Genomic DNA, 23164 nt, shown 5'->3' on the forward strand with positions numbered 1-23164 from the left:
GTAGATCCGGTGACATCCCGGATGACAAGTCAAGATCGGCAGGTTGAAACGATAGAGTTGGTTCTGTGTGCCATGCAACTGCAAATAGGCTGCTCCGTAAGGTGGTTACCGGAGCGAGGCGCCCGGGATGCGAGTCCTTGACGTCCGTGACTGGAACCGCAAGGCGGTGACAGAGTCATGACACAAGCGGCTATGGTTCGGCGCATCGAGGCCCTTCTGGAGTCCGGGGTCGAGGACCATGTCTTTCCCGGAGCGGTCTGGGCGATCGGAGACAGCCGCGAAGTCCTTGCCGAGGGGCTGTGTGGTGGACAGGGTCCTTATGGGGCAACGGAGTTGGCGGCTCCCATGAGTCGCGACACCGTCTTCGATTTGGCCAGCCTCAGCAAGATTCTTGCCACCTGGGCCTGTGTGGGCGGCCTTGTGGAAAATCGTCAGTTGCGTCTGGATGACCCGCTCACAGCGTACTGGAAGGATCTTGAGCCCTTTCCGCTCGGTGCGGTGACGGTTCGTCAACTCCTCACGCATTCGGCGGGCCTGCCATTGCGCGCGAACCTGCGGCCGCTTTATGGATCCGCACGGGAAGCCATCGAACGGGGGGTGCTTCGTGAGGGGCTGCGCCACCCACCGGGCGAGGCTGTGCAGTACACCGACCGCGCGGCACTGATCCTCGGCTTCCTCGTCGAGCGTCTCAGCGGCGAGCCGTTGGATCGGTACTGCCGGAAGCGGGTCTGGGCGCCGCTCGGTATGACCGACACCCGCTTCGGCCCGCTTCCTCCGGCGTACGCTGCTCGGTGCGCGCCCACCGAGTGGGACGAAGAGACCGGCACCCGGCTGCGCGGCTCGGTCCATGACTTCTCCGCCCGCGCGCTCGGCGGGGCATGCGGCGCGTCGGGCGTCTTCTCGACCGCCGCCGACCTGGGCCGCTTCTTGGGGTATGTCCTCTCTCCGGCGGCCGAGGGCCCGTCAGGCCCCGGTTTCGGGATCGAGTGGGTGCGTGCGTCGCTGCGTGTGCACACGGGCATGCTGGAACCCCACTGGGGACTGCTGTGGTTCCCGCCTCTCACCACCTCGCCCGCCGACGACCTCTGGGTGCACTACGGCTTCACCGGTACGGCGATGTGGGTGTCCCCGAAGCGGGGGCAGTGGGCCGTGCTCCTCACCAACAAGGTCTACTTCTCACGGGAGCGGGAACCGCTGATGGCGGTGAGGGACGGGTTCCAGGAGATCGTGTTCGGCTGTTGAGCGGAGCCAAGGTTGCCGAAGCGCAGACGGGAAGAGGCGGTAAACAGTGACTCCACCTGTTGCCGAGAGGGTCTGCGGCGGCAAGGCGTGTTCCGGTCGCGGCACCGGCGGATGCGGCAACCCGTGGGTGGCTTACGTCGGCTCTTCCGGGAGTAGGCCCAGTTGGTCCAGGAAGTCCGCCTGGTCGAAGTACAGGCGGTATTCGACTATGCGGCCGTCTTTCACTGTGGCGAAGTCCACGCCCCTGATCTTGATTTCCTTGTTGGTCGGGGGGAGGGAATCGCCGTTGGGGAGTTGGATGGGGCCCGTGTTCCGGCCGGTGAAGAAGCCCTCGTCTATGGCTGTGTCGCCCACCTCGTAGGCGTGGAGGGGCTCGTACCTTCCCTCGGGGATCGCGTCCGTCATCTGGCGCCAGTAGTCGATGATGGCGTCGCGGCCGTGGAGCTCGCCTCCGTCGGGGGTGATGGCGACCGCGTCCTCCGCGTACAGCGCGGTGAGGGCCTTCAGATCGGGGTGTGTGGTGACCGCGTCCGTGAGTCGGTCCATGAGCTCGCGTGCCTGTCCCATGATCCACCTCCAGTACCAGGGGATCACCCGTCTCATTGTCTCACCGGTCGCCCCGCCTATCCTGGCCGGGAACGTTTCGACAAAGCCGATGTCAGTCGATCTCGGCAGATGACCGCCGATGACCAGGAGCAGAACATGGCCCCCGCCGTACCGTCCGTCGCCTCCCGTATCGCCGTTGTGACGGGGGCGAGCAGCGGGATCGGCGCCGCCACGGCTCGGCGGCTGGCCGCCGCCGGGTACCGGGTGGTGCTGACCGCGCGCCGCAAGGACCGGATCGAGGCGTTGGCCGAGGAGATCGTCGAGGCGGGCGGTCAGGCCGTCGCGTACGCCCTCGATGTGACCGATCGCGCGGCCGTGGACGAGTTCGCGACCGCCTTCAAGACCATCGGGGTGCTCGTCAACAACGCCGGGGGCGCGCTCGGTGCCGATCCCGTCGCCAGCGGTGACCCCGACGACTGGCGGCAGATGTACGAGACGAACGTCATCGGCACCCTCCATGTCACCCAGGCGCTGCTGCCGGCGCTCACCGCGAGCGGGGACGGGACCGTCGTCGTGGTGTCGTCGACCGCCGGGCACGGGACGTACGAGGGGGGTGCCGGCTATGTCGCCGCCAAGCACGGGGCGCATGTGCTTGCCGAGACGCTGCGGCTGGAGATCGTCGGGACGCCGGTGCGGGTGATCGAGATCGCGCCCGGGATGGTGAAGACCGACGAGTTCGCGCTGACCCGCTTCGGGGGCGACGCCGAGAAGGCGGCGAGTGTGTACGAGGGGGTCGCGGAGCCGTTGACCGCCGACGACGTCGCCGACACCATCGCCTGGACGGTGACCCGGCCCAGCCATGTCAACGTCGACCTTCTGGTCCTGCGCCCCCGCGCCCAGGCGTCCAACACCAAGGTCCACCGGGAGGTGTGATGGCGGAATCCGAGGAGCGTGCCGCGAGCGAGCCTGCCGAGTCCGGCGGCCTCACCGCCGAGAAGCGGCGGCTCGCCGAGGAGAAGAAGAACGAGCGGTACATGTGGTGGTACCTGGGGTACTTCCTCTTCGGCATCCACATCGTCGCGTTCGTGATGATCTACGCGGTCACGCACGCGAAGTAGGCGTTCCTCTGAGGGGCGTGGCGGGCGCGGGGGTAAGAGCCTGTGCGTACGCCGTCGGGGGGACCCCCACCGTCGCCGTGAAGTCGCGTACGAGGTGGGCCTGGTCGGCGTAGCCGAGGTCGGCGGCCAGGGCGGACCAGTCGAGGTCGCGGTCGGTCTCGGCCCGTTCCAGGGCCTCGTGGATGCGGTAGCGGAGGATCACCCACTTGGGGCTGACCCCTACGTACGCGGCGAACAGGCGTTGCAGTAGTCGTACGGAGACGCCCTCGGCGCGCGCGAAATCGGTGACCCGGCGGATCGTGCGGTCGGTGTGGACGCGTTCCACGAGGGTCATGGCCAGGTCGGCCTGGGGGTCGGGCCGGTGGTGGTGGTTCAGGAGGAAGGTGTCGAGGGCGGCGATACGGGTCTCCTCGTCGTCCGGGGTGAGGAGGGCGGCCGGGTCCGTGCCGGCGTAGGCCTCGGGGTGGCGGACGCGGCGGTCGGTCCAGTGGGAGACCGGGCGGCCGGGGGCGAAGGGGCGGAAGCCGCCCGGGCGGAACTTGATGCCGCAGACCCGGCCCCTGCCCTCCAGTTTCTGTTCGAAGAGGCCCAGCTGGACGCCGGCGATCTCGACGAACGGGGCCTCGCCGGGGAACCGCTGGAAGACGATGTTGACCGCCGGGTGCGGGACCACGTGTGAGACATACGGCTCGGGGAGGTCCCAGTCGATCAGCCAGTACTGCTCGACGTACGGGCGCAGGGGCTCGGCGGGGGCGCGGCGGCGGAAGTCCACGTGGGCGAAGAGGTCGACGGCGTCGACTATGCCCTGGGTGTCGGTGCGGATGCCGGGGTCACGGGCGGCCATGGGGTGAGCGTATGGGGCGGCACTGACAACGGGGGCCGAGCCGCCATCGGCCGCGGAGGAATGGTCGCCGGGGGCTCCTCGTCGAAGGTTGTTTTGGGCGAGGGCTGAGAATCGCCGTGGGGGGTTCTGGAGTCTTCAGGGTGCGGACCGTCGTGGTTGCTCGCGCCCACGCGGCGGAGCCGCATATCGATACTGCCCCGCGCCCCTTAATGCGCTTCGCGCATTTCGTGGGCGGCGGCGTGATGAGATGCGCCGCGTTCAGAGATAAATGCGCGTGAACGCAACGGGTGCCCGGGGCGCTAAGCCGGGCGTGGGCCGAGTGCTCGTTTCCATGCCGTTGCCCTTTTGCGGAGCCAGCTCCTCGCCCGTGTCGACGTCCTTTGCCAGTTCCTCCTCCGCCTTGTCATGCGGAGTTCCGTGAACAGGGTCTCGTACCTCGTCACGATCGGGGCCGGGTCGTAGCGGTGGGCGTTGGTCAGGGCCGCTTGGCCCAGGCGGTGGCGTTGGGGTGGGTTGGTGGTGAGGTCGAGGATGGCGTCGGCCAGGGCGTCGGGGTCGTTCATCGGGACCAGGCGGCCGTCCGTGCCGTCGGTGATGATCTCGGCGGGGCCCAGGGGGCAGTCCGTGCTGATCACCGGGACTCCGCAGCGCATCGCCTCGACCAGCGTCATGCCGAAGGACTCGGCGTCCGAGGCGCTCACCACGATCGACGCCTGCGCGAACTCCGCCTCGATGGGGGTGCGGGCGCCCATGAGGTGGGCGCGGTCGGTCAGTTCGAGGGTGTCGATGAGGGACTGCAGGCGGTCGTGCTGTTTGCCGCCGCCGTAGATACGGAGGTGCCAGTCGGGTTCCTTCGCCGCGACCTTGGCGAACGCCTCCAGGAGGAGGTCGAAGCGTTTGCCGGGGGCGAGGCGGCCGGCGGCGGCGATCACCGGGGCCGTGCGGGTGGAGGGGGTGACGCCGGTGTCGGGGACGATGTTGGGGACGGAGATCACCCGTACGCCGGGGAGGTTCATCCGTGCGCGGTACACCTCGGCGTCGGCGGCCGTCGTCGTGACGACCGCGTCCAGGGTGCGGTAGTGGCGGGCGAGGACCTTGCGCAGCTGCTTGCTGTGGGCGTCGTGGCGCAGATGCTCCTGGGCGATGCGCAGGGCGCGGCGGGGGGCGAAGCGGGAGACGTAGACGTTGATGCCGGGGCGGGTGCCGATGACGACGTCGGCGGAGCAGGCCGAGAGATAGGCGCGGACGCGTAGATCGGTCAGGCGGCTGTACTGCTGGTGGCGCTTGTCGGCCGTCGGGAAGTCGGTGGCGGGCTGGGCGTGGGCCGGATTGCGCAGGTCGGGGCTGTCGGGGCGGATGTCGACCATGGGGACGAGCGTGACTCTGGGGTCGGCGGTGAAGCGGGGCTCGTCGCGGTGGCGGGACATCGAGGCGATCTCCACGTCGTGGTGGTCCGCGAGCGCCGACGCCAGGTTCAGGGTCGTACGGACGGTGCCGCCGATGGCGTACGCGTTGTGCAGCAGGAACACGATCTTCAGGCGCTTGGCGCGCTGGGGCTTCGCGTGCGGGGTTCCCTCGGCGGGAGCGGCCTCGGTGGGGGCGACGACCTGGGTGGGGGCGGCCTCGGTGGGGGGCATGCGGCGGCTCGTACCTTCCCGGCAGTGGTGAATTGGTGCGATTCAGAAGTCTTTGTACTCCTTATGTGACTTGGGCTCCATTCGCGGGGCCGTGTCCCGCCGCCCCGGGTTCCCGCGCCGGCGGCGGCCACACGGATACACCGTGCTCCGGGGCGGTAAGCCGGGCGCGCGGGCGGGGTGAGAGGGCGGTAAGAAGCGGGGGCCGGGGCTCCGGGGGCCGTCGTGCCGGGGCGGGGGCTTGGCAGACTGGTGGGGTGCCCCAGAATGTGCTGCTCGCCGAGGACGACCGTGCCATCCGTCATGCCCTGGAGCGGGCACTGACCCTGGAGGGGTACGAGGTCACGGCGGTCGCCGACGGTGTGGAGGCGCTCGCCCAGGCGCATCGCCGGCAGCCGGACGTGCTCGTACTCGATGTGATGATGCCCGGCATAGACGGTCTCCAGGTCTGCCGGGTGCTGCGCGCCGAGGGCGACCGTACGCCGATCCTGATGCTGACCGCGCTGGTGGAGACCGCCGACCGGATCGCCGGACTCGACGCCGGGGCGGACGACTACGTCGTCAAGCCGTTCGACGTGGAGGAGGTCTTCGCCCGGCTGCGCGCGCTGCTGCGCCGGACCGGCGGCGCCGGGGACGCTCCGGTGAAGCCCGCCGCCTCGGGTGCGGCCGGGGCGACCGAGGCCGGGGGACTGCTCATGGCCGCCGGGGTGCGGATGGACGTACAGGCGCGGCGGGCCTGGCGCGGGGCGCGGGAGCTGGAGCTGACCCGGACCGAGTTCGACCTGCTCGAACTGCTGGTGCGCAACGCCGGGATCGTCCTCGACCACGCCACCATCTACGACCGTATCTGGGGCTACGACTTCGGGCCCGGCTCCAAGAACCTCGCCGTCTACGTCGGCTATCTGCGGCGCAAGCTGGACGAGCCGGGGGCGCCCGCGCTGATCCACACCGTGCGCGGTGTCGGATACGCGCTGCGGGAAGACTGAGGGGCGGCGCGCGATGCCGTCGTCCCGTCCGCTGCGGGTGCTGTCCCGGGTGCTCGCCCGGCTCCGACTCGGGCCCTCGCTGCGGGCGACGTTCACGATGTCGTTCGTGGCCGTGGCCTGTGTCGTCACCGTGCTCGTGGGGATTCTCAGCTACAGCGCGGCGGCGCGGCTGGTGCGGGTGGACCAGCAGACCGTGTTCGCCGAGGTCGTCCGGGATCTGCGGGAGCTGGTCGAGCAGGACGCGCTCACGCCCGAGGACTTCGCGCCGTCGGGCAGCGGCGGTCCGCGTGACGATCTGATCCGTTCCGGTCGTACGGATGTCCAGGTGCTGGGCCCCGACGGTGAGATCCTCGACGAGGGCGCTCCCGGGCTGCCCGTGCGCCCCGGTGACCGCCGGGTGGCTGGCGCGACCCGTGCCGGGGCGATGGTCGAGCACGGTGAGGTCGAGGTCGGCGCCGGGCGCTATCGCGTGGCCACGGTCGCGCTCGGCGGCGGGCGCGGTGCCGTACAGGTCGCCCAGGAGTTCAGCGACACGGAGGATCTGCTGCGGGAACTCCAGCAGCGGACCCTGCTGTTCGTGTCCGGGGTCGTGCTCTCGGCAGGGCTCTTCGGGTGGTGGCTGGCCTGGCGGCAGACCCGGCGGCTGGTGCAGCTGACGGCCGCCGCCGAGGATGTGGCCCGCACCGGGCAGCTCGGCATCCAGGTGCCGGTCGCGGGACGCGACGAGGTGGGCCGGCTCGGGCGCTCGTTCGACCGGATGCTCGTCCGCCTCGCCCAGTCCGAGGAGGACCAGCGGCGCCTCGTCCAGGACGCCGGCCACGAACTGCGCACCCCGCTGACCTCGCTGCGCACCAACATCTCCCTGCTCCGCCGCATCGACGAACTCCCGCCCGGGATACGGGAGGAGCTGGTGGACGACCTGGCCCAGGAGGCCCGTGAACTGACCGACCTGGTCAATGAGTTGGTCGACCTCGCCGCCGGGCACTCCAGCACCGAGCCCGTACGGCGGGTGCAACTGGCCGACATCGCCGAGGAGGTCGCGGCGACCGCCCGCCGCCGTACGGGGCGGGACGTCGTCGTACGGGTGTGGGGCGATACGACCGTGGAGGGCCGGGCGGGGGCGCTGCAGCGGGCCGTGTCCAACCTTGTCGAGAACGCGGCGAAGTTCGACCGCGACGGCACCGGCGCGATCGAGGTCGTGGTCGCGCGGGGTGGCGCGGGGGCGGACGGGGAGATGGGGGAGGACGGCGACTCGCCGGGTTCCCCGGTGTCCACGGGGGCCGGTGGCTATATGGGGCTGTCGGGCTCGAAGGGAGCGGGCGGTCTCAAGGGAGCGGGGGGGCCCAAGGGGGCAGGGGGCTCGAAGGGCGCGGGCGGCTCGTCGGGAGGCCTGGTCGGGGAGCTTGGTGAGGGCGACGAAGGGGGCGAGGGCTCGGACTTCGTACGGGTCGAGGTGCTGGACCGGGGGCCCGGGGTGGCCGACTGCGATCTCGACCGTATCTTCGACCGCTTCTACCGCGCGCCGGACGCCCGCAGCCTGCCCGGCTCCGGGCTCGGGCTGTCGATCGTCCGCGCCGTGGCCGCGTCCCACGGAGGCACACCGTTCGCGAGGCGACGCGAGGGCGGGGGACTGGTGACCGGGTTCACGGTGCGCGGGAGTCAGGGCTGAGCGGGGTCGCCGTCGGTCCGCCCGGGTGCGCGGACGTGGGGGGCGTCGGCGTCGGGTGGGGTGTGCCGGTGGGGCGGGGCTTTCGTAGTACTTCCACCGAGTCCATTGCGGCGGTGCGAATATGCAGACTACGGTCATTCCTGCGCTCACGTAGAGTGCTCAGCTGATTACTCATAGCCATGTTGTGTGTAACGCACCCCTGCCTGCTGCCAGTTGAAAGTGCGCCCCGGGTCGAGATACCCGAGGGGGAGCCGCCGACGCGGTGGGGACCCCGGTAATCCCCGCTCGTCGCTATGGAGTTGATCACCCGTGCCCGAAACCGCCCGCAACTTCCCCGCCCCCACACCCTGGTTCTCGCCCACCGCGACGACCTACACACTCTTCTGCCCGCCGCTCGACACCTCACCGCACATCGCCCGCGACTTCGTCTCCACGGTGCTGCGGACCCTGGGCCTCGACAGCCTCGTGGACGCCGCCGCGCTGTGCACGTCCGAGCTGGTGACGAACGCGTGTGTGCACGCCAAAGGTGGAGGATCGGTTCTCTGGGTGGCGGTGGAGGGGTGGCGGGTCCGGGTGATGGTCTACGACGGTGACGAGAACCCGCCGGTCATGCGGGAGTTGACACCGGACGGCTGGGAGGAGGGCGGCCGGGGCCTCCATCTCGTCGACGCCCTCACCGAGGGCCACTGGGGGACGGCCGCCGCCCTTCCCCATGCCGCCGGCTGCCTCGCCCACCCCGACGGCAAGGCGGTGTGGTTCGACCTGACGGTCCGGGCGGCGATGGCGGTTCCGCCGTCCTCACATGCGGTGGCCTCCTCGGTGGCCCCGTCCGTGGCCCCGTCCGTGGCCCCGTCGGTGGTCCCGGCCCCCTCGGCGGTCGCGGCGCCGGCGTGAGGGCGGGGACCACCACGACCCCCGGTGATCGTTCAGGCGGCGGCCCGGGAGGCACGGCGGTAGGCGGCCCGGGCCAGGAAGACGGCGCCGATGAGCAGGGCGAGGCCGATGCCCGCCGCGACGCCACCGATCGTGACCAGCTCCGTCTCCAGCTCCGGGTGCTTGGTCTTGGGGGTGCCGTCCGGGGTGAACGGATGTTCCTCGCCCTTGTAGGCGACCGGGGCCGTGCGATCGGCGGGAGGCTTCGCGGAGGCCTGGACCGCCGCGTTCGCGTCGATCAGACCGTAGCCGTCGAGAGGGCTGGGGCCCGTGGACGCGTGCTGGGCCGTGGAGGTGAGGATGGAACGCACCTGGGCCGGGGTCAGATCCTTGTTCCTCGACTTCATCAGGGCGACCACACCGGAGGTGAGGGCCGTCGCGGGGGACGTGCCGTCGACAGGCGCGTAACCGCCGGTGTTCCTGGCGCTCATCACGGACACCCCGGGCGCGGCCACCGAGTTGTACGTCCGCACCGTCGAGAAGGGCGCCCTCGTGCCACCCGGCTGCAGCGCCGCCACCGCGATCACCCCCGGGTAACCCGCCGGGTACTGCGCCTCGTTGAAACCGTCGCCGTTGTTGCCCGCCGACGCCAGCACCGGGATGCCGGCCTGCGCGGCGCGGCCCAGCGCGTCGGCCTCCTCCTCGTCGTAGGTGTCGCCGAGGAGTTCCCCGCCGATCGACATGGAGATGACGTCGGCGCCGTGCTCGATCGCGTAGTCGATGCCACGGGCGATCACACTGGTGCCCCGGTAGAAGGACTCCTCGTCGCCGTTGGTGACCCGGATCGAGAGGATCTTCGCCTCCGGCGCCACCTTGAGGACGTCCGACGCCATCGCCGTACCGTGGTCGCCCCACTTCGGATCGCCCGACTTCAGACCGTCGTCGACATAGTCGGGGCCCGTGGTCACCCTGCCCGCGAGCGCCGGATGACTGGCCACCACACCGGAGTCCAGCACCGCGACGGTCACCCCCTCGCCGCGCGCCTTCTGCTGCGCCCCGGCCAGGTTCAGCGCCCCGTACTCCCAACTCCGCGGCACGGACTCGGCGATGCGGGGCGCCGCGAGCGCCGTTCCGGAGGGGCCGAAGGGGGAGAGGGGGGAGAGCGCGAGGAGGAGGGAGGAGAGGGCGAGACCGAGGGAGGAGCGGGTGAGGGAGGAGCGGGTGGGGCCGGTCACGGTCATGCGGTCTCCGACAGGAGTTGGGACAGGTGGGCGTTCAGGTCGTCGCAGAGGGACTTCGCGGCGCCTCGCCAGGGGGCGCGGTCGTCGCCCGCCGACCAGCTGTGGCTGCCCCACTCGCCGGGGAGCCGGCCCGCCTTGCGGCCGTCCACCGAGCCCGTCGAGGCGATGAGGACGTACGGGAGGGTGGCGTCGCCGATGACGAGGCCGGCGCCGCCGTTGCTGCGGGCGCCGTTCCACTTGGCGGCCAGGGTGTCGGGGACGGCGTACGGCTTCGCGCCGACCTCGGGGTCGAGTTTGTCGGCGTCCTTCTCCAGGAACTCGGTCATCCGCCGCTGGCCCCCCGGCAGTACGGCCAGGGCGACCGTGCCCAGGGTGTTGCCGGTCGGGTCCACGTACGTCGCCCGCAGGACCGCCTCGCAGTCGAGGTCCTTCACGGCGGCGGCGGTGACCTTGTTCAGACCGGCCGCGCAGTCGGTGTCCTCGGATATGCCGAGCCGGTGCCAGGTCGCCCGCTCCGGGTCGGCCTCGTCGGATGTCGGGCTCTTGGTCGGCGCCAGTACGTCGGGGAACAACTCGTCCACCGGCTCGTTCCGCCACATCGTCGGGCCGTACGCCGTGCGGTTCGGGATGACCTGGCTGTGGTTCGAGTAGGCGTGGTTGACGAGGAAACCGCCGCCTGCCAGGGCGAGGGCGCCGAAGACGCCGAGCACTCCGGCGAGACAGCCGAAGCCGGTGCCCTTGCTCCGGGGAGGGGCCGGGCGCATGGGGGCCGGGGCGTGCGGGGGCGCGAGGTGGGGAGGGGCGGGGGGACCGCCGTACGGGGGGTGGGCGGGGTACTGCTGGGCCGACGGGTACTGCTGGGCCGCGTTCGGTGGGGCGGCGTTCGGCGAGGCGGGGGCGGCCGGGTACTGCTGGGCGGGGAACTGTCCCTGTCCCGGTGGTGCCGGGTAGGGGCCCTGGCCCGGTGGCCAGGGGCCCTGGTGCGGCTGGTGGTGGGGATGGGACATGGCCCCTGTCTCCCTCGTTCGTCGACGGTGTCCGATTCGCGGGCGCGACGTACGGAGGCAGAGGGGACCGCAAGGCAGCACTGAGCACCGTGCCGTCCCATCGCCACATGCCCCCGCACATGCGAACGCCGATCATATAAAGCCACCGTGACCGGTTGTCATCTCGTGTTCGGTGGGTGATACGACCGCTGCACGGGACCCTGACGGGACGACCACCAGGGCGTGTTCGAGGAGGACCGGGCGGGGTCAGGCCCCACCACTCGGGGCAGCCCCGTTGGTCGGCTGCCAACGCCCGTAGACCTGAGACCTACCCCTGCTTGCGGGGCGGAATGGTGATCAGCGGGGGAATGCCCGGTGTGAGCGGGAGGCCGTCCACGGGGCGGCCCTCCGCTTCTACCCAGGCGTGGGCGATCACCGGGATCGTGCGCGTTCCTGTGCGCCAGGTCGGCCAGGTGCCTCGGGCGCGGCAGAGGAGGGTGGTCGCGATCTCCCCCACGCTCGGCTTCGCTCGCGCGGGAGGTACCCCCATCGCCCCGCTCACCGGCAGTATCAACGCGCCGCAGCCCGAAGCCGGCGTGATCCAAACGACAGGCCCTAGGTCGCCGGGCGGGCTCCCCGCGCACAGGCCGTCAGGATCTGCCGGATGCGCGACGGGGACAGCCGGCCGATGAGATGCGCGGCGCCCACCGCCAGCAGCGGCAGCGGCCGGCGGTGCAGAGGCAGCCGCGGGCGTTCGTGGAAGCCGGACGGGACGCTCATACGACCACCAGCCCCTTGCCCGTCAACTCTGCGGTCAGTACGGCGACATCGGCCATGGCCCGCTCCTCGGAGACCTCGTACCGCTGTGCGAGCGACCGTGCCGCATCGGCCGGCGAGAGTCCGTCGAGCAGCGCGCGCAGGATCAGGGCTCCGCTGCGGTTCAGCTTGAAGCAGCGGCCTCTGCGTTCGTCGAGGAGGACCATGCCGTCCTCCACGTCGGAGGCGGATACGTGGCGCCGCAGCCGCGCACCCGAAACGAGCGTTCGTTTTGCGACGCCGCGAGCCACCTCACCGCCGCGCCTGCCCTCACCGTTCGTACCGGCGTCGCTCATGCCGCCGCCTCGCTTCCCAGGGTCGTCGTGGAGGTGGTCGGGCCGGTGTGGGCGCGTAGCCAGGTCTCGGTGACCAAGGTGGCCTCCAGGGTCACGGGGGAGAGCCGGGGCGGGAACACGCCGAGGCAAGCGTGGCGCAGCGCGTCGGCGTCGACCAGGCCGAGGGTGGCGAGCAGCGGCTGGTCGAGGAGTTCGGCGAGTTCGGCGCGGCGCAGCCGCAGCCCGGTCCGCGTCTCGGCGCTGTACTCGCCCTTGGTGGAGCGGCCGCCCAGCAGTTCGGCGGGCACCGTCTGCCGCATCGCCTGCGCCAGGAGCGGTTGGTGGGCGAAGGGCGTGGTGCGCTCGTGCAGCCGTACGGACAGGGCGGCCTCGATGACGCGGTCGTCGTAGTACGGGTGGTGCGTGGGCAGTCCGGCCCGGCTGGTGACGCGGGTGAGCCGGCGGGCGAGCCGGGTGCCGTTGTGGATCGACCACAGGACCTCGTGCTGGCCCCGGGTGGCGGCGAGCGGTTCGGCCTCGATGGCGGTCTGCCAGAGGAGTTCGCGTACGGCGGCGGCCGCGTCCGGGCTCGCCCAGGGCGGGAGTTGGGGGCGCGAGGGTTGCCAGCCGAGGGCGGGGGAGCCGTCGAGGGCGAGTACGGGGGAGAGGTCGCGGGCGGAGTCGGCGAGCCAGCGGCCGTACGCGCGGTTGTCGGCCAGGGCTTTCAAGGTCGGGAGCAGGCGCCAGCGTTGGGCGGAGACCGTGGCGCGGAGGTGGGTGAGGGCGGTACGGGGGTGGGTGCGGACGGTGGTGTGGAGGTACGGCGGGCGGGCGGTCATGATCTGGTCGGCGCCCTCGCCGGAGATGTGGAGCCGGGAGCCGTGGTTCGCCAGGCGGCGCGCGGTCTCGGCGAACGCGGCGTGGACCCGGCAGCCGAGGGCCGGTTCGTCGACGTCCTCACCGGCCCGTAGGACCCCGGTGTAGTGGGGCGGGAGGTCGTCCGTGGCGAGGGTGAGGTGCGTCGCGCCGCCCGGCAGCCGGGCCGCCGCGCGCCGGGCCCGGGCGAGGTCGTCGTGGGCGGGGTCGGCGCCGGTGAGGGTGAGGGCCAGCAGCCGGGCGGAGCCCTGGGCGGCGAGGAAGCCGAGGGAGGTGGAGTCCAGGCCGCCGGAGAGGTCGGAGCTGATCAGGCCGCCCCCGGCGGTGCGTACGGCGACGGCGTCGGCCAGGGCTCCGGCCAGGCGTTCGGCGCCCTCGTCGAGGGGGAGTTCGGGCTCGGGGGGCTGCCACCAGCGGCGGGTGCGGGTGTTGCCCGAGTGGTCGGTGAGCAGCGCCGTACCGGCCCGGACCGCCGAGACGCCCCGCCACAGGGGGCGTTCGGCGAGAGGGTGCGGGATCAGCGGGTCCATCAGCCGGAGGGCGACGAGGCGTTCGTCGATGCCCGCGTCGAGGGCGGCGGCCAGCACGTCCGAGCGGTCGCAGGCGACGACGACCCCGGCCAGCCGGGCCGAGAACAGCCGTCGCAGCCCCGACGCCGTGCCCTGTGAACGCAGTCGGCCGCCCTCCGAGGCCAGCAGATGGCAGCTGCCGGTCGGGCCGAGGCCGATCCGGTCCAGCGAGCCGAGCGCGTCCCCCTCCCGGACGAAGGCGGCGAGACGGGCCTCGGCCGGCGCGGTCGGGCCCACGGCCGCCACCCTCGCCCCGCCGACCGTGGCGACCACGACCTCGCCGTCCGCCCACCGCCCCACCAGCCACGGCCGCCCCGACGCGTGCTCCACGATCCGCGTCGCCTCCGCCCCCAGAACCGTGGCGGCCCCCCGCGCCGCCTCACAGTCCGGAAGCACCGCGAACCAACCAATTCCCGCCGCCGAACTCTCCGGCATCACGCTGACGACCCCCTTGTTCTCCGCTACGCGTTTCCGACCCTGATGGCTTCTTCTCGATGTCGACTCCATGTCGACTCGATGCCGAAGCGATCCCGGTACTGAAAGGCATTTCTCCTTCCGGGGCGAGGAAAATTCCGGATACAGGTTGCGATGTCGGAAGTACGGCGTACAAGGGGCGGTTTCCGCCGTAGTGAAAACCGTTCCGGGAACTCGAAGGTCGAGTGGATATTCGAGTTTGGGGTTCGGTTCATCCGGGCGGCGGAGGGCGGTCGGCCGGCGCTCGCGCGGGCGATGATGGGACCTCGGGGCGACCGCCGTCCAGCCCGGCCCGTTCAAACCCTCCGTGCCGGTGAATCGGCGTGCATCGGCGATTCTTCTCCCGGTAATCCGACAATGGCCGAAACCACTGTCCGGTGGAGAAAAGGTGTGCGTGCGGTCAGGCGTGGGCCTCTGTTCCGCGTGGTCCTTGTTCCGCGTGGACCGTTGTTCCGCGTGGATCGTCTCAGCAGCCGGGCGTGGGGCTCGCGCTCACGGCCTGGGACCCCCAGGCCAATCTGCGCAGAGTGTCCTTGGCGGCCTTGTCCTGGGAGTCCTTGGCGGCGGCACCGCCGGACTTCACCTGCAAGGTGACTCCCTCGCCGTCGAGTTCGACCAGCGTCCCGCATACGACACCGTCCCGGGTGTGCACGGTGACCGAGGCGGCGGGCTCCTTCTCGGCGGCAGGTGCCACCCAGGTGACCATCACGCCGGCGGCCGTCGCCAGTACCCCCGCCACGGCCAGCCATCGCGCGCGATTGATCAGCCTCCCGATGCGATCGCTCTCCGCCGCCTCCCACTTCAGCAGCTGGGCACCATCGGCGTGCTTCAGCTTGCGGCCGGGCCTGCCGTGGGCGGCGGAGGCCGCCGCGAAGGCGGACGTCAGCAGCGCCAGCAGCCCGACCGCGATGGCCACAACGACGCCCGTCCGGTAACCGGTGGTCAGCTCGGCCACGTTCTCGCGGCCCTTGAGCACCAGCACCGCCGCGAGGAGCGCGGTGGCCGTGGCCAGGAAGTTGCGCCATCCCTCCGCCTGATGACGGTCGCTCTCCAACTGCGACTGCAACATGACGTACAGCCGTTCCTGCGCCTCGAACCGCAGCGAACGCGCCGAACGGCGCTTGGGCGTACCGGGCGTGGCGGATGCGCCGGACGAGCCGGGCGTGGCGGGCGTGCCTGGTGCGGCGGGCGTGGCGGTCATCAGGTGGTCTCCTCGGACGGAAGCGGTACGGGCCACCACGCGCCGCAGCCGGCGTACTCGTCGACGTTCTCCGGATGCGTGAACGGGCAGTCGCACTCCATGTGCCGTTCCTCGTCCGCCTCGGCCTTCTTCGCCCATGGCCACCCCTTGGGAACCGTGCCGGGGTTGACGTCGAACAGGGGGTACTCGTTCCGGCCGTGGCAGACGGGGCAGGTCCCCGTGAACACGAGAAAACCGGCCGCGTCCACATGGGAGGCGAGGTCCTGCGGCGCCCCCACCTTCTGGCTCTTGTACGGGACATCCGCGTGTTCAGGCATGAGCGCTCCCCTCCTCCGGGACCTGGGCGTCCCTCGGTGTCGGCAGTCGGAATCCGAACAGCGGCGCGTAGTGGACGAGTCGTTCCCGCACCTCGTCGACCGACAGATCGGTCTCCTCCGACGCCAACTGGATGTGGTCCTCCGTCACTTCACCCGACAGCGCGGGCTCCGCGCCGGTGAGCGACGGGGTGAGGATGATGACGTCCCGCCAGTCGGGAGCGGGGTCGTCGTCCTCGGGCTCGGGACACTCGATGGCGATCCCGCAGTCCGTGTACGAGGCGAGCGCCGCGAACGTCGAACGCAGGCCGAGGTCCATGCGAACGGCGGTCACGGTCAGGGTGAGGGGGGTTACGGTCCCTTGGAGCAAGGGTTCGTACTGCAGCAGGTTTTCGAGGGCGAGGGCTGTCTTCCGGTCCGGCTTGTCCCACTGTCCGCTGGGGGCGGGTAGCGCGGAGGGCAGCCGGGGTGCGCCGAGGGGCTCGTACTTGCGCAGTTCCGCGATCGCGTCGGCCAGGCCGAGGCCGAAGCCATGGGCGAACGGGACGATGTCGCTGTAGGTGATCTCGGTCTTCCATCGCGGACCTTCGTCGATCAGCGCGTCTATCAGCGAATTGTCCGGTCGTAGTCGGCACGACTCCGCTGGGACTTCGACGACCTCGATGCCATAGGGCTCGGCCTGCGCGCGCATCTCTTCGGCCGCATCGGCAAGGGTGTCGTGTCGTTCGGCCGCGAGTTCCAGGAGATACGGGATGTCGACGTGGTCCGGCCTCTCATGGTGCCTACCGTTGAACGACCACCACCGGAACTCGGCCTTCCGCCCGTCCCGCATGAGGAGATACGGCCGTCGCTCCTGTGGTGTTTCGAGCCACGTGCGGACCGCGTCGCAGGCGGCCGGGTCCACCAAGCCCGCGGTGGCGAGGTTTTCGACAGACCGGACGATGTCCTCTGGTGGCTCGCCCCGAGGCATGTCGGCCAGGACGTGCAGGACCGTCCAGGTGTTGAAAGGCTGATGGTCCCGTTCCTGGTTCAACGGGAGGTCGGCCCACCACGCTGGAGCCCTGACCGCTGCGAGGGGTCCGGGCGAGATCTCGCCCATGCCCAGTCGTTCGGCGAATCCACGGACGTACTCGGCGGTTTCACCGACATCGGCATCGCCGCGCTCGGCGGAGAGTCGGACCAGTCTGAACAGGCTGAAGGGCTTGTCGAGGAGGCTCGGCTCACGGAAAGGATCGTCGAGGTCCGGAAGCGGAGCGTCCGATGCGTGGCTGGTGCCGACATGGTCGGTGATGTGGAATCCGAACCGTTCATAGCGGCGCACGATGTCCAGAACGTCATCGAAGCGGACGCCCTCACGCGTCGCCACATAGGCGGCGACGGCCGGGGTCACAGCGGCGGGGAGATTCAGTCCGTCGTCGCCGACCAGAACGGCCAGGTCGTGCTGGTCGGGGATGCGACCCGCGAGTTCGCCCAGATGCGGAGGCTCTGGGATGCGAGGTTCGAAAGCCCGGAGCCGACGGACAAGATCGGCGATCTCTCCGAGTGATCTGTTGTAGCGACGAGCGGCCTGAAGAAGGGGAAAGTGAACGGAGGGTTCGACATCTGCCGGGGCAGACGCGTCCTTCTTGAAGGGGGTGTATGAGTTGTACAGGTCGACGAGCAAAGGGTCGGCCATCATGGCGTCGAGGGCTCGCACATCGTCCACTCCGGGCAAGATGATGCCAACGACCGCGTACCGCCGAAGCCCGCGAAACGTCGTTCGCAGGCTGTGCTCACCACTCCAGGACGCTTGGAGCGCTGCGGTCAGAGGCCAGACCAGACCGGAATGCTCCCGGAACAGCAGCGCGTCAAGGGCGGAGGGCTTCGGGAACCCCTGGGGTCGTCCTATGGTCTTTTGCGCTCCCTCTGATCGTCTGATTTCGGTCCTTACGAGTTGCGCCCGCCACGAACGAAAGTACTGGTGTCCGGGACCAGCGGACCTCTCACCGGTCGCGTTCGCCGTACTTGGGTTGTCATAAAGAAGACAACCGATGGCCTTCAGGGGAAGCCTCACAGGCGACCTCACGCGGGTGTTGTGCCAGTCGGTCACGGACACCGTGATCTCGGCGGCCAACAGGCGTTCAAGGACGGATTCGCCCAAACGAACATCGTCGATGAGCAGTTCCCAGAGCCATGAGAGCGGAACCGGCTCCCAGCGCGTCAACACGTCGCCGGTGGCGGCCGCCAGTTCTCGATACGCCAGCTCACTGTCGAACTCCTGCAGCCGATTACGGTTGGCGCTGAGTCTGGGCGCGTGTCGGCGCCGCAGGTTGATGACATACCCGTGGGGACGCTCGTCCTCGCCCACGAAGATCCCGTCCACCAGGCGCGCGCCCTCACCTCGCACCCACCAGGGACCGTCCGGCGTCTCCGCCTGCGGTACGGCGAGGGTGACGTCCGCCTTCAGCACGTTCGGTGTCCAGGGCTCCTCACGAGGGTTGTCCGGGTCCAGGCACTCCCTGACCCGCAGCTGAACAGGGGTGTGCCAGACCTGCTCCTGGAGGAACTTGATCAGGGACGGGGGATTCGCGCAGTCCTCGGGGCGCAGATACAGCCGGATCGTGGTGCCCGCGTCCGTGCGCTCGTCCTTCGTGATGTGCATCAGGCCGGAGTCCGCGACGACGTCGACGCGGTGGGCGGGGCCGTCGGCGGCCCGTCCGGTCTCGCTGGCGGGGCGGGTGATGACGGTGATCCGCTCGGCGAGCATGAAGTAGCTGAACACACCGATGCCGAAACGGCTGTTCAGCTCGGGGTCGATGTCCTCGCGGCGCCAGCGGCGCAGTTCCCGTACGCGGGTGGGGGACTGTTCGTAGCGGCGGCCGGCGCGGGCGAAGAGGTCGCGCAGTTCCTCCTCGGTCATACCGATGCCGTGGTCGACGCATTCGATGTAGATCCGCTGGTCGTCCGAATCCCGTCCGAGCTTGAACTCGACCCTGTACTCGGCCAGTTCCTTGACGCGCTGGGCGCCGCTGCCGCTGCGGGCCGTCTGCTGGGCGTACTTCTGACGGGCCCAGCGGCGGCGGCACGCGTCGAGGGCGTTCTGGTACAGCTCGCGTACGGCCAGCATGCGGTCGCCGTAGAGCTGGGTGCCCATGATGAGGGGCTTGACGCCGTCCTCGGCGAGCTGGAAGCGCGGGGGCGGTGCCTCGTAGCCGCGGTTCGTGTCGGCCAGCAGGGCATCTGTGTTGACGTGCTTCGGAAGGGCGTCGAGCAGATCCTCGTTCGGTATGGCCTTGTACAGGTTGCGGGCGGCGGTCGCGGCGGCTTCGGCCTGGCGTTCCAACGCGACGTGCAAGGGGGCGCTGTCGCAGTCGGACTGCAGGGTCCAGTCGACGCGCTGGCCCGGTGCGGGCGAGGGCGCGTGGTCCACGGGGTGGAACTCGCTTCCGCGGATCTGTGCGACGACGTCCTCCGGACTTACCCTGAGGTGCCGTTCGCCGAGATGGTCCACGACGATGCCGTCCAGCGAGCGGGGATCGACGGCCAGGAGTTCGGCGATGTGCAGCAGTCCCGCCAGTTCACGGGGACGCCACCGCTTTCTGCGGTCCAGGCCCAGTTGCGTGGCGAGCTCCCGCTGCCACTCCTTGCCGTTCGGTGCGTTGACAGCCGGAGGCGTACGCATCTGTGAGACCAGTTGGAGCAGGGCCGAGCGCAGATTGTCATGGCTCCTGGCCGGTGGCCTCGATCCCAGCCCGGCGGCGAACTCGGCGGCCTTCAGGAGGATTTCCATGACCTCCCGCAAGCTGTCGAGGGCACCGATGGTTGCCGCCCCCGAGCCGTCGGCCGTGACCCACAGCTGGTCCCAGTCGGCCAGCAGACGGTGTTGGAGCCAGCTTTCGACCGCAGTCGCCGCGGAGTCGGACCGGTCGGCCAGGAGTCTTCGACGCTTGGTGTCGATCTGGTCGTATGCCTTGCGGACGTCTGCCAAGTCCTGTCGGAGGAGTTGTCTGATGCCGGCTTCCCGGCCCGCGGAAGGTTTCCGGGCCGCCTTGTCGTTCTCACCGGGCTCCTGCGCCGCGCACTCCGCGAGCGCCCGGCGACCGCACGCCACGGCCGCCTCCCGGACGAACGGAGTCGCCAGCAGCGCGACGGCTTCAAGGGGACTCAACCGGCCGCCCTCGGGCGCGGGCGGGATCAGCCGGTCGAGGCGTTGCAGTACGCGCTGGGGGAACTGGACATCGTCCCAAGGATCGGGGCCGGCCTTCGTCGGCAGCTCGGCGTTCTGCCGGATGGCGAGGACCTTGGTGATCAGAGGACTGAGGAGGTCCTTCAACTTCCCCTTGTCCACACCGGGTTCGGTGACCCTGTCCCACAGACCCGAGTCGTGGACGACCCTGCCCCAGTCCTCGGTGCCCGGCCCGTTCTCGCAGATCTCCCGCTCGGCGTGCCGGGCGGGGGCACTTGCCACGTCAGCGCCGCCGAGCCAACGGTCCTCCACACGGTGGTGGCGGGAGGCGCCGTTGTCCTTGGCGATCTGATTGGTGCGCCTTCGTACGTAGGTGATGACCTCTCTGACGTTCTTCGGAGGCGAATGGGGGCTGAGGGCGTCCGCGAGCGCCCGGCTCATGAAGCTGCCGGACTCCGTGCCGTAGGCCTGCTCTCCCGCAGCGCAGGCGTGGACGACGAAGACGTTCTCGCGTGAGCGTGAGGACGCCGGGAAGGTCGCTGGGGGCTTGAACTCCCCCTCCGCGTCGTCACGGCACGCGTCGAGGCACATCATCACGGTGGCCTGTGAGACGAGGTGCCTGAACAGCACATCGGGCACGACCTCGATGAGGCTCATTTCCTCCGCGTCACGGTTCGCGTTGGCCGGTTTCAGAAACTCTCGGTCACCGATGCGCACGCCGTGCCCGGAGAAGTGGACGAGGGCGAAATCGTCGTCCTCGCACTGTTCGAAGAATGCCTTGAAGGCGGCGTAGATGTCGTCCCGCGTCGTGCGTTCCAGGGTGTCCAGCACCGTCACGTCCGACGCGGCCCAACCGGACTGGAGCAGCGCCTTCTTGATCTGCTTCGTGTCCTCGCGGACGAACTCCAGACCCTGCACCGGTACGGCGATCAGAAGCGCCCGTAACACGCCCATCGCGGCGGTTCCCCCAAGTTCTCCCGGTCCGTCGGCAGAGGGGGATTATGGCAGACAGGGGGCGCGACTCCCCCTGTGCGCATGCCATATCACGGCTGGGGCGGGCCTCCCGCCGGCTGGGGCGGGTCTGCATACAGGCCCTAGGGCCAGACCAGGCAGTACGGCTGGTGCCCCGCCTCATGCAACCGGTGGCTGAAGTCCTGCCACTCGTGGAGGAGTTGGTAGACGTTGAAGGCGTCCCGGGGGCCGCCCCGGTCGGGGACCGTGGACCAGATGAAGGCCGCGGCGCCCACCGCCTCCTCGCCGATGCCCCGCAGCGGGTCCACCACCGTCATGGGGAGCCTGACCACCGCGTAGTCGGGGTGGAGGACCACCAGTTCCAGCGGGGGCACCTTGTGGAGGGGGACGCCTTCGATGCCGGTCAGCACCATCGCGGCCATCGTCTCCGGCTTGATCTTGGTGAACATGCCGTTCATCCCGAGCTCGTCACCGCCGAGTTCCTCGGGGCGCATCGAGATCGGCACCCGGGCCGCGGTCGCGCCGTCGGGCGCGCCGAAGTATTTGTACGTCACCCCCACTCGACCACCATTCCTGCTCTCGGCAGCCGTATGCAGCCGGTTGACGACCTGTTCGAGACGGTCCGCGCGGCGTCGGCGCTCCGCGCGGCCTCCGCGACCCACGCGGTCGGAACGGTCCGTCCGGCCCGCTCCGTCCGCCCGGTCCGCCAGGCCCGACCGGTCCGTCTGATCCATCCCGCCCACACGATCAGCACGTTCGGCGCGACCGGCACCTTCGGCACGATTGACACGATCCACATGATCGGCGTGATCCATACGGTCCATACCGTCCATACGGCTCCGCCGCCCGATCCGCTCAGTACCGCCGCCGGTGATTCGACCGGCGTCACCGGCCGAGCCGCCCGACAGGGGGCCGGTACCCGTACCGACATCGCCGTTCTCCTGGCGATCGGGACCGTCCGACGGCTGCTCGACGCCGGGCGCGATCCGGTCCGTACCGGGCGCGATCTGGTCACTGCCGGGTACGACTCGGTCGCCGCCGGGGGCGAGCCGGTCCACGCCGGGCAGGGAGCGGTCCGGGTCCGGCGCCTCGCTCCGCGTACCGCGCCGGCGGCGGGAGAAACGCCGCCCCTCCTCCGGCTGCTGGTCACGCGAGGCGTGCCGGCCGGGGCCGGGTGCGTCGCCGAGGGGGGTGTCGGAGGAGTCGTCCCGGAGGTTCTGCGCAGGGGGGATGTTCTGGGTGTCGTATGTGCCGTGTGCACCCTGCGGACCGTACACGTCCTCATGTCCCTGCGGGACGTACGGGGGTTGTGACCCTGGCGACGTCCGGGGCACAGGGGGGTGCGGCCCGGGTGCGGTCCGGGGCGCCGGCGGGGGCGACCCCGCTGACGTCCGGGGCGCCGGTGACGGATCGGGGTCCGACCAGTTCTCCGGCCCGTTGAAGCCACGTCGAGGACCGCCGGGGCCCGACGGAACGGACGACCCGGACGACCCGGACGGCGAGGGCGACTCGGACGGCGAGGATGAACCGGACGGCAAGGATGAGCCGGACGGCAAGGGCGACCCCGCTGCCCCCGGCGACCCCGTCCGTCCCGAATGGTCCCGAGCCCCCGCCCGACCCGACCCCGCCTGACCCGCCTGACCCCTCTGGCCCGGCCGCCCCGACTGCCCCGACTGCTCCGCAGCGCGGCTCGGCCGACCCGACCGCCCCGGCTGTTCCGCTTGGCCGGACCGCTGCTCCGGCGTCTGCTCGGACCGGCCCGACTGCGCTTGCCCCGACTGCCCTTGCCCCGACTGTGCCTGTCCCGACTGTGCCGCCTTCGCCCGCGCCCTCAGCGCCTCGAAGGAAGCCCCGAGTGTCGATCCCAGAGACCCCAGCGGACCCAGCCCCCGCGAAGCCCCCGTCGAACCGCTCTGCCCGGACTCGCCGTCACCGGACCCACTCGCCCCGGACCCACTCGCCCCAGGCCCAGTAGCCCCGGACCCACTGGCCCCAGGACCGGTCACCGGCACACCCCGGCGACCAACACCCTGCGCCCCCGGCCCCCCGGGACCGCCCGAACCTCCCGGCTCCCCGTGAACCCCTGGGCCCCCGGGACCGCCGAGCCCCTCGGAACCGCCGATCCCCCCGGTCGTACCGGAGTCGGCGCGCTCCTGCGGTGATTGCCGCGATTGCCGCGATGTCTCCGCCGTGTCCTCCGCCTCGCGCCGGTGCCTGCCCCGCCGGGCACGACGAGGACCGAGGTCACCGGTCCCCTCGCCCAGTCCGCCACCGCGATGCATATCTCCACCCGAACGCATTTCTGGGCCGCGAGGGTCCCCGCCGCGCAACCCGATCATCGTGTCAGTGACCTCCCCCGCGAC

Annotated in this window: 20 protein-coding genes; 7 read left to right on the plus strand and 13 right to left on the minus strand. The window is 70.7% G+C overall.

Annotation, left to right across the window (positions count from 1 at the left end):
• Positions 1-192 precede the first annotated feature (192 nt).
• Positions 193-1242, plus strand: a complete 1050-nt coding sequence (locus ACWD4G_RS22050) for a serine hydrolase domain-containing protein (RefSeq protein ID WP_451296225.1) — start codon at positions 193-195, stop codon at positions 1240-1242.
• A gap of 132 nt (positions 1243-1374) precedes the next feature.
• On the opposite strand, the gene ACWD4G_RS22055 is transcribed toward ACWD4G_RS22050, so the two are convergent.
• Complete coding sequence (locus ACWD4G_RS22055; RefSeq protein WP_451295919.1) at positions 1375-1809, minus strand: ester cyclase; 435 nt, start codon at positions 1807-1809, stop codon at positions 1375-1377.
• Positions 1810-1944: 135 nt separating this feature from the next.
• Here ACWD4G_RS22055 and ACWD4G_RS22060 point away from each other — a divergent pair, with 135 nt between their 5' ends.
• Both ACWD4G_RS22060 and ACWD4G_RS22065 read left to right on the plus strand, forming a co-directional pair.
• On the plus strand, positions 1945-2721 hold the full coding sequence (locus ACWD4G_RS22060; RefSeq protein ID WP_451296227.1) for an SDR family NAD(P)-dependent oxidoreductase: 777 nt from the start codon (positions 1945-1947) through the stop codon (positions 2719-2721).
• Positions 2721-2906 carry a hypothetical protein gene (locus ACWD4G_RS22065; RefSeq protein ID WP_451295921.1) on the plus strand — a complete coding sequence of 62 codons (186 nt, stop codon included), beginning with the start codon at positions 2721-2723 and terminating at the stop codon, positions 2904-2906. The genes ACWD4G_RS22060 and ACWD4G_RS22065 overlap by 1 nt, the downstream gene beginning before the upstream one ends.
• Here the strand turns inward: ACWD4G_RS22065 and ACWD4G_RS22070 are convergent.
• Positions 2890-3750: an AraC family transcriptional regulator gene (locus ACWD4G_RS22070; protein ID WP_451295923.1), complete on the minus strand. Its 861-nt coding sequence runs from the start codon at positions 3748-3750 to the stop codon at positions 2890-2892. The two genes, ACWD4G_RS22065 and ACWD4G_RS22070, sit on opposite strands and share 17 nt — an antisense overlap.
• A gap of 299 nt (positions 3751-4049) precedes the next feature.
• Complete coding sequence (locus tag ACWD4G_RS22075) at positions 4050-5288, minus strand: glycosyltransferase family 4 protein (RefSeq protein WP_451296229.1); 1239 nt, start codon at positions 5286-5288, stop codon at positions 4050-4052.
• 353 nt (positions 5289-5641) lie between these two features.
• On the opposite strand from ACWD4G_RS22075, the gene ACWD4G_RS22080 reads away from it, so the two are divergent.
• From ACWD4G_RS22080 to ACWD4G_RS22090, 3 genes are all read left to right on the plus strand, one after another.
• Complete coding sequence (locus tag ACWD4G_RS22080; RefSeq protein WP_451295925.1) at positions 5642-6370, plus strand: response regulator transcription factor; 729 nt, start codon at positions 5642-5644, stop codon at positions 6368-6370.
• 13 nt (positions 6371-6383) lie between these two features.
• A complete protein-coding gene (locus ACWD4G_RS22085; RefSeq protein WP_451295926.1) occupies positions 6384-8039 on the plus strand; it encodes a HAMP domain-containing sensor histidine kinase in 1656 nt (551 codons plus the stop codon).
• A 309-nt stretch (positions 8040-8348) separates the two neighbouring features.
• Positions 8349-8933, plus strand: a complete 585-nt coding sequence (locus tag ACWD4G_RS22090; protein ID WP_451295928.1) for an ATP-binding protein — start codon at positions 8349-8351, stop codon at positions 8931-8933.
• A 32-nt stretch (positions 8934-8965) separates the two neighbouring features.
• On the opposite strand, the gene ACWD4G_RS22095 is transcribed toward ACWD4G_RS22090, so the two are convergent.
• From ACWD4G_RS22095 to ACWD4G_RS22140, 10 genes are all read right to left on the minus strand, one after another.
• Positions 8966-10153 carry a S8 family peptidase gene (locus ACWD4G_RS22095; RefSeq protein WP_451295930.1) on the minus strand — a complete coding sequence of 396 codons (1188 nt, stop codon included), beginning with the start codon at positions 10151-10153 and terminating at the stop codon, positions 8966-8968.
• On the minus strand, positions 10150-11160 hold the full coding sequence (locus tag ACWD4G_RS22100) for a hypothetical protein (RefSeq protein ID WP_451295932.1): 1011 nt from the start codon (positions 11158-11160) through the stop codon (positions 10150-10152). Before ACWD4G_RS22100 ends, ACWD4G_RS22095 begins: the two co-directional genes overlap by 4 nt.
• A gap of 307 nt (positions 11161-11467) precedes the next feature.
• Positions 11468-11656 carry a lasso peptide biosynthesis B2 protein gene (locus ACWD4G_RS22105; protein WP_451295934.1) on the minus strand — a complete coding sequence of 63 codons (189 nt, stop codon included), beginning with the start codon at positions 11654-11656 and terminating at the stop codon, positions 11468-11470.
• A 98-nt stretch (positions 11657-11754) separates the two neighbouring features.
• Positions 11755-11919, minus strand: coding sequence for a hypothetical protein (locus ACWD4G_RS22110; RefSeq protein ID WP_451295936.1), 165 nt, complete (start codon positions 11917-11919; stop codon positions 11755-11757).
• Positions 11916-12251: a lasso peptide biosynthesis PqqD family chaperone gene (locus tag ACWD4G_RS22115; protein WP_451295938.1), complete on the minus strand. Its 336-nt coding sequence runs from the start codon at positions 12249-12251 to the stop codon at positions 11916-11918. The genes ACWD4G_RS22110 and ACWD4G_RS22115 overlap by 4 nt, the downstream gene beginning before the upstream one ends.
• The gene (locus ACWD4G_RS22120) at positions 12248-14005 is read right to left on the minus strand and encodes an asparagine synthase-related protein (protein ID WP_451295940.1); all 1758 of its coding nucleotides are present in this window, start codon (positions 14003-14005) and stop codon (positions 12248-12250) included. Before ACWD4G_RS22120 ends, ACWD4G_RS22115 begins: the two co-directional genes overlap by 4 nt.
• A gap of 610 nt (positions 14006-14615) precedes the next feature.
• Positions 14616-15350, minus strand: coding sequence for a hypothetical protein (locus ACWD4G_RS22125; protein ID WP_451295942.1), 735 nt, complete (start codon positions 15348-15350; stop codon positions 14616-14618).
• Positions 15350-15667, minus strand: coding sequence for a hypothetical protein (locus tag ACWD4G_RS22130; protein ID WP_451295944.1), 318 nt, complete (start codon positions 15665-15667; stop codon positions 15350-15352). Before ACWD4G_RS22130 ends, ACWD4G_RS22125 begins: the two co-directional genes overlap by 1 nt.
• The gene (locus ACWD4G_RS22135; RefSeq protein WP_451295946.1) at positions 15660-20783 is read right to left on the minus strand and encodes an HD domain-containing protein; all 5124 of its coding nucleotides are present in this window, start codon (positions 20781-20783) and stop codon (positions 15660-15662) included. Before ACWD4G_RS22135 ends, ACWD4G_RS22130 begins: the two co-directional genes overlap by 8 nt.
• Before the next feature lie 140 nt (positions 20784-20923).
• Complete coding sequence (locus ACWD4G_RS22140) at positions 20924-21535, minus strand: hypothetical protein (protein WP_451296231.1); 612 nt, start codon at positions 21533-21535, stop codon at positions 20924-20926.
• A gap of 703 nt (positions 21536-22238) precedes the next feature.
• On the opposite strand from ACWD4G_RS22140, the gene ACWD4G_RS22145 reads away from it, so the two are divergent.
• A complete protein-coding gene (locus ACWD4G_RS22145) occupies positions 22239-22433 on the plus strand; it encodes a hypothetical protein (protein WP_451295948.1) in 195 nt (64 codons plus the stop codon).
• Positions 22434-23164: the final 731 nt, after the last annotated feature.

The organism is Streptomyces sp. NPDC002643 (genome assembly GCF_053592555.1).

Bases quoted from the DNA above. Each gene is read 5' to 3' on its own strand.
- ACWD4G_RS22065 (WP_451295921.1), top strand. From the start codon at position 2,721: ATGGCGGAATCCGAGGAGCGTGCCGCGAGCGAGCCTGCCGAGTCCGGC.
- ACWD4G_RS22110 (WP_451295936.1), bottom strand. From the start codon at position 11,919: ATGAGCGTCCCGTCCGGCTTCCACGAACGCCCGCGGCTGCCTCTGCAC.
- ACWD4G_RS22125 (WP_451295942.1), bottom strand. From the start codon at position 15,350: ATGACCGCCACGCCCGCCGCACCAGGCACGCCCGCCACGCCCGGCTCG.
- ACWD4G_RS22050 (WP_451296225.1), top strand. From the start codon at position 193: ATGGTTCGGCGCATCGAGGCCCTTCTGGAGTCCGGGGTCGAGGACCAT.
- ACWD4G_RS22060 (WP_451296227.1), top strand. From the start codon at position 1,945: ATGGCCCCCGCCGTACCGTCCGTCGCCTCCCGTATCGCCGTTGTGACG.
- ACWD4G_RS22140 (WP_451296231.1), bottom strand. From the start codon at position 21,535: ATGGATCAGACGGACCGGTCGGGCCTGGCGGACCGGGCGGACGGAGCG.
- ACWD4G_RS22095 (WP_451295930.1), bottom strand. From the start codon at position 10,153: ATGACCGTGACCGGCCCCACCCGCTCCTCCCTCACCCGCTCCTCCCTC.
- ACWD4G_RS22085 (WP_451295926.1), top strand. From the start codon at position 6,384: ATGCCGTCGTCCCGTCCGCTGCGGGTGCTGTCCCGGGTGCTCGCCCGG.
- ACWD4G_RS22115 (WP_451295938.1), bottom strand. From the start codon at position 12,251: ATGAGCGACGCCGGTACGAACGGTGAGGGCAGGCGCGGCGGTGAGGTG.
- ACWD4G_RS22130 (WP_451295944.1), bottom strand. From the start codon at position 15,667: ATGCCTGAACACGCGGATGTCCCGTACAAGAGCCAGAAGGTGGGGGCG.
- ACWD4G_RS22100 (WP_451295932.1), bottom strand. From the start codon at position 11,160: ATGTCCCATCCCCACCACCAGCCGCACCAGGGCCCCTGGCCACCGGGC.
- ACWD4G_RS22070 (WP_451295923.1), bottom strand. From the start codon at position 3,750: ATGGCCGCCCGTGACCCCGGCATCCGCACCGACACCCAGGGCATAGTC.
- ACWD4G_RS22135 (WP_451295946.1), bottom strand. From the start codon at position 20,783: ATGGGCGTGTTACGGGCGCTTCTGATCGCCGTACCGGTGCAGGGTCTG.
- ACWD4G_RS22055 (WP_451295919.1), bottom strand. From the start codon at position 1,809: ATGGGACAGGCACGCGAGCTCATGGACCGACTCACGGACGCGGTCACC.